The sequence below is a fragment of the Frankia sp. CgJB1 genome (assembly GCF_977947065.1).
Map to the genome: position 1 here is coordinate 1 of NZ_CDWTNB010000241.1, position 5167 is coordinate 5167.

Genomic DNA, 5167 nt, shown 5'->3' on the forward strand with positions numbered 1-5167 from the left:
GGGTTGGCAGGCCGGGGACTACCGGCGGTGGAGCGAGAACCTGCTGCGGGACGGTTTCGCGTTCGTTCCGCCCACCGTGCACGAGGGCGAGACCGTCGCCCGGTTCGCCATCGTCAACCCGCGGACCACCGTCGACGACATCAGCGCGATCCTCGCCACGATGGCCTGATCCTCGCCACGATGAGCTCCCTCTCCCCGCCGTCCGGTCTTCCCGCCGGTTCGGTCTTCCCGCCGGTTCGGTCTTCCCGCCGGTCCGGGGTACGGGGCGTGCCGCCCGGAGCGGCGCGGGTGGGTCCGACCCGTGCCGCCCGCCCGGGCGCGTGGCTCAGTTGCCGACGCTGAACCGCCGGTTGCGGTGCCGCGGCTTCTCGATCTCGTCGAGGGCCGCGACGGCGAGATCCTCCAGGGAGATGCCCGTGTTGCCCTGGGCGTCCACCACCGGCCGGTCATTGCCGGTGCGGTACCCTCCCCGGGGCTTTCCCTGGCCCACGTTCTGCGGCGGCGGGGTGATGGCGGCCCACCGTACGTTCCGGGCGCCGCGGTAGACGTCGAGCGCGTCGGCCTGGTCAAGAGCGTCCTTGCGCTCGGCGGCCGGGAAGCCCGGGGTGTCCACGAGACGCTGACCGTTCTCGTCCTCCAGGGTCCCCCCGCTGGAGACGTGGAGGATGCTCGGCGCCGGCTCGCCGATGCGCGGCAGGACGTCAACGAGCGTGCGGGCAGCGTTCGCGTGCACCGGGCGGTCCGCGCCGCCGATCGTCACGATGACGGCGTCCGCATCCTGCGCCAGCCGCTGAACGGAATCGCGGGACGTGACGTCGCCGACCACGCCGTTCGCTTTCTTGGGAAGTTTCTTCACCCGGGCCGCGTCGAGCTCGACACCGGTGACCGCATGCCCCCGTCGAATCGCCTCGTCGGTGATACGGCGCCCGATCTGACCACCGGCACCAAAAATAACGATTCTCGCCATGCCATTGCCTCCGACTCGCCGGTCGTGCAGCTGATGGAAACGCCCGCGGGTATCCATCCGCGGGCGTCATGGTCAGTAGTGAATTACTTTCCGCGTTTACTATTTCACGTTCCGCGGCGACTGCAAGTCGACGTCTGTCCGGGCTTGATCCTCCGGGACCGCTGTGCGGGCCCAGCCAGCCGCTGCTCGAGCCGGCGTTCCAGGTGCGGGAGGAGCCGGGTGCGGGAGCATCGTGGCTGGTTGGCCGGCTGGGCAGCACGCGAATAGTGAGACGTACCGATAGGGCGGTGGAGGTGGGATTTGAACCCACGGAGGGGTTGCCCCCTCACACGCTTTCGAGGCGTGCGCCCTCGGCCACTAGGCGACTCCACCGTGGATTAGCCTACCGGACGTCGCGAGAGTCCGGTTCGCCGGGGTGTGTAGGGGTCCGACGGCGCCGAGACGGCACCCCGTCGTCCCGTCGTCCCGAACCGGGCGAGCGTGGCGGCGGTGTGCCGGCTAGCGCCCCGCCGGGCGTCGGCGCGCGGCGAAGAACTCCGCCAGGAGCGCGCCGCACTCGCCGGCGCGAATCCCGGCAACCACCTCGGGTCGATGATTGAGCCGCCGGTCCCGCACCACGTCCCAGAGCGAGCCGACCGCCCCGGCCTTCTCGTCGACCGCACCGTAGACGAGGCGGTCCACCCGGGCGAGCACGAGGGCCCCCGCGCACATGGTGCAGGGCTCCAGCGTGACCACGAGGGTGGCTCCCGGTAGCCGCCAGGAACCCGTCCGGCGCGCGGCCGCCCGCAGGGCGATCATTTCGGCGTGGGCGGTGGGATCGGCGCCGCGTTCCCGCTCGTTGTGCCCGAGTCCGAGCACCGTGCCGTCCTCGGTCACCACCAGGGCACCCACCGGGACATCGGCGTGGTCCGGGGCCAGGCGGGCCTCGCGCAGGGCGAGCCCCATCGCCTCGTGGAAGCGGCCTGGTCCGGGCGGACCGCTCAGCCGGGCGGGAGCGCCCGCCCGGGGGTACTCGTCGGGATCGGTCATCCCGGATTAGCCGGACCGGTGAGCTCAGCCACGTGCGTCGTCGAGGATCTCCCCCGCCCCGGCCCGTTCGCTGAGCGCGCTGATCACATCGCCCGGCAGCATCCCCTCCTCGCCGATCAGTTCCAACAACGCCTCCGCGGGGGTGCCCAGATCGCCGAGTAGATCGAGATCGCCCACGGGGGCGGCATGGGCGACGGCGGACGCGTCATCCTCGTCGTCCGCGGTGATCAGCCCCGCCATCGAGGGCAGCGTGTCGGCGAACAGGCGTTCGGCGAGATCGGAGGTCACCAGGACCCGGCGATCAGAGAGGAAGACCTGCGGATCCGGGTCGTCGGGACGCACGCAGACCACCGCGAGGTACTCGTCGTCCTCCTCGATGAAGGCGATGACGGGGCCGTCACCCAGATCCCGCATCATGTCGGTGAGGGCGTCGAGGTCGTCGGCGTCGGTCGGGTCGAGATCGTGCACCGACCAGTGGCCGTGTACCTGCGTGATCGCGATTGCCTTCGTGGTCACTGTGCGCCCTCACGTCCCTTCTGCAACCGCGCGGCGGACCCGTGCCGGCCGTGCCGGTCCGGAATGCCCGCCCGGCGCGGCCCCCGGTGGCCGAACCGGCGCACCCGCGCCGACCAGCCGTGTTCCACCTGTGATTCTCACCTGTGGGGGCGGCCGTGGGTATTCCGGTTCACCCCGTCGGGTGAGTTCTACCGCGATGCCGCGTCGATTCCGCCACGGTGGTCCGGTCGACACCTTCCCTGGCGGACTATGGGTAACGCCAGCTCACGTGAGGTAATGTCCGGCCGGAACAAACCCCCGTCCGGGGGCGCTACCGGGTGGTACCGGGCCGATGACCGGGGACTGGACCGGGATCTATCGGAACGGAAGACGGGGCGGGCTTCGCCGCCCGGTGCCGTCGTGGCACTGTAGAAACCGCGATGACGACATCAATCCCCCGCCGGTTCACCGCCAGGACCCAGGCCGCGCTCGCCGTTGAACGTCTGGCGGCCGAGGCGTCACGCCGGCTCGGCCGTGGTTCCGGCGAGATGATCGGTGGCAAGCTCGCGCTGCGGGTGTCCCCGGGGGCGCTCGCAGAGGTCGGCTCCCACCGGATGACCGCCTGCGTGTCGGGCACCAACGGCAAGACCACCACCACGCGGCTGCTTGCCCGGGCCCTGGGCACCCTGGGGCCGGTCAAGTCGAACAGCGGCGGGGCGAACATGGCGCCCGGGGTGCTGGCCGCGCTGTCCCGGCCGCCGTTCGACGCGGCGGCGGCTCTCGAGGTGGACGAGATCTGGCTGCCGAAGGTGGCCAGGGAGATCTCGCCGCGGGTGGTCCTGCTGCTGAACATCAGCCGCGACCAGCTCGACCGGTCCAACGAGACGCGGCGCATCGCCGCCATGTGGCGTGAGCTCGGCTCGGAGCTGCGCGACACGACGGTGGTCGCGAACGTCGATGATCCCCTGGTGGCCTGGGCTGCGGCGGGCTGGCACCGGCAGGTCTGGGTGTCAGCGGGGCAGAACTGGACGGCGGACGCGATGGTCTGCCCGCAGTGCGCCCGGCTGCTGTACCGCAACAGCAGTGGCTGGTGGTCCGAGTGCGGGCTGGCCAGGCCCGAGCCGATCGTCGCGGTCACCGGCTCCCGGGAACTGCTCTGGTACGGCCGCACCATCGCGGCCCGGCTCGATCTGCCCGGACGGGTGAACCTCGGTAACGCGGCGATGGCCGCCGCCGCGGCCCGGGAGTTCGGCGTCGAGATCGAGGATGCGCTTGCGGCCATGACCGGCCTGGGCGATGTGCAGGGTCGCTATCAGGAGGTGGCGCTCGGCGAGGAGGGCCACCGAGGCCGGCTGCTGCTGGCGAAGAACCCCGCCGGCTGGGTGGAGATGATGGAGCTGTTGGCGGACGCGCTGCCGCGGCCTGTCGTCATCGACTTCAACTCCCAGACCGCTGACGGGCGGGATCCGTCCTGGATCTGGGACGTGCCGTTCGAACGGCTCGCCGGCAGGCAGGTGCTGGTCACCGGGGAGCGTAAGGAGGACATGAGCGTGCGGCTGGCCTATGCGGAGGTGCCGCACAGCGTGTATGCCAGCGCGGAGGACGCGGCCCTGGCCGCCAACGAGAAGGTGGTCGACGTCGTCGCCAACTACACGGCGTTTCGCGATCTGCTGGTGAGGTCCACGCGGTGAGGTCCACGCGGCGAGGTTGTGTACGCGGCGAGGTTGTGTACGCGGTGAGGTTGGTGACGCAATGAGGGGATCCACGCGATGACGGGCGGCTCGGTGACCAGGATCGCGCTGATCTACCCCGAGCTGCTCGGTACCTACGGTGATGGCGGTAACGCGATCGTGCTGTCCCAGCGCCTGCGCTGGCGTGGTCTGCCGGTCGAGGTGGTGAACGTTCCCGCGGGGTCGGCGGTGCCCGAGAGCTGTGATATCTACCTGCTCGGCGGGGGTGAGGACGCACCGCAGGTCCTCGCGGCGGACGGCATCCGGCAGAACCGGGCGATCCGGCGAGCGGTGAGCTCGGGAGCGGCGGTGCTCGCCGTGTGTGCCGGCTACCAGGTGATCGGCGCGACCTTCCCGTCCGGTGGGGAGATCCACGAGGGGCTGAATCTCGTCGGCGTGGAGACCCGTCGCTCCTTCGGCCCGTCGGACGCGCCGCCGCCGCGTGCGGTCGGGGACATCGTGGTGGAACCGGACGCACGGCTCGGCCTGCCCACCCTGTACGGGTATGAGAATCACGCCGGGCGGACGAGGCGGTTGCCCGGCGCGAACGGCATCCCGCTCGGTACGGTCCGGCTCGGGACCGGTGACGGTGACGGCGGAACGGACGGCATTGTGGATGGCCGGGTCATCGGCACCTACCTGCACGGGCCGGTGCTCGCGCAGAACCCCGCCCTCGCCGATTTCCTGCTGAGCTGGGTCCACGGTCCGCTGCCGCCGTTGGGCGCGCCCCGCGAGGTGGAGGTGCTGCGCCAGGCCCGGCGCCGCGCGTTGGCCGTCACCTGACGCGTCCCCTGGCGTTTTTTTGGGGGGGCAAGTTTGGGGGGACAAGGCGGACAGACCTGGTCTGACTCAGGTCTTGTCGTCATCTGCTACCAGGTTTGGATTTGCATTGAAATAACTTGATTATTCTATGTCGGGTCTACGGGAAGTGAACATGTAGTTCCAC

General features: G+C 70.5%; 5 protein-coding genes and 1 tRNA gene. 2 read left to right on the top strand and 4 right to left on the bottom strand.

Annotated features, from left to right (window positions below; genetic code table 11):
• Positions 1–325: 325 nt before the first annotated feature.
• The 4 genes from AC08OT_RS19020 to AC08OT_RS19035 all read right to left on the bottom strand — a co-directional run bounded on the left by AC08OT_RS19020 (position 326) and on the right by AC08OT_RS19035 (position 2512).
• Positions 326–967, bottom strand: coding sequence for an NAD(P)-dependent oxidoreductase (locus tag AC08OT_RS19020; RefSeq protein WP_476593329.1), 642 nt, complete (start codon positions 965–967; stop codon positions 326–328).
• 285 nt (positions 968–1252) lie between these two features.
• Positions 1253–1339, bottom strand: a tRNA-Ser gene (locus AC08OT_RS19025).
• 126 nt (positions 1340–1465) lie between these two features.
• Positions 1466–1912: a tRNA adenosine(34) deaminase TadA gene (tadA, locus tag AC08OT_RS19030; RefSeq protein WP_462187576.1), complete on the bottom strand. Its 447-nt coding sequence runs from the start codon at positions 1910–1912 to the stop codon at positions 1466–1468.
• Positions 1913–2020: 108 nt separating this feature from the next.
• Positions 2021–2512 carry a tRNA adenosine deaminase-associated protein gene (locus AC08OT_RS19035; protein WP_476593328.1) on the bottom strand — a complete coding sequence of 164 codons (492 nt, stop codon included), beginning with the start codon at positions 2510–2512 and terminating at the stop codon, positions 2021–2023.
• Between the two features lie 419 nt (positions 2513–2931).
• On the opposite strand from AC08OT_RS19035, the gene AC08OT_RS19040 reads away from it, so the two are divergent.
• Both AC08OT_RS19040 and AC08OT_RS19045 read left to right on the top strand, forming a co-directional pair.
• Positions 2932–4182 (top strand): MurT ligase domain-containing protein, encoded by a 1251-nt coding sequence (locus AC08OT_RS19040; RefSeq protein ID WP_476593326.1) that lies wholly within the window; start codon positions 2932–2934, stop codon positions 4180–4182.
• Between the two features lie 78 nt (positions 4183–4260).
• Positions 4261–5004: a type 1 glutamine amidotransferase gene (locus tag AC08OT_RS19045; RefSeq protein WP_476595955.1), complete on the top strand. Its 744-nt coding sequence runs from the start codon at positions 4261–4263 to the stop codon at positions 5002–5004.
• Positions 5005–5167: the final 163 nt, after the last annotated feature.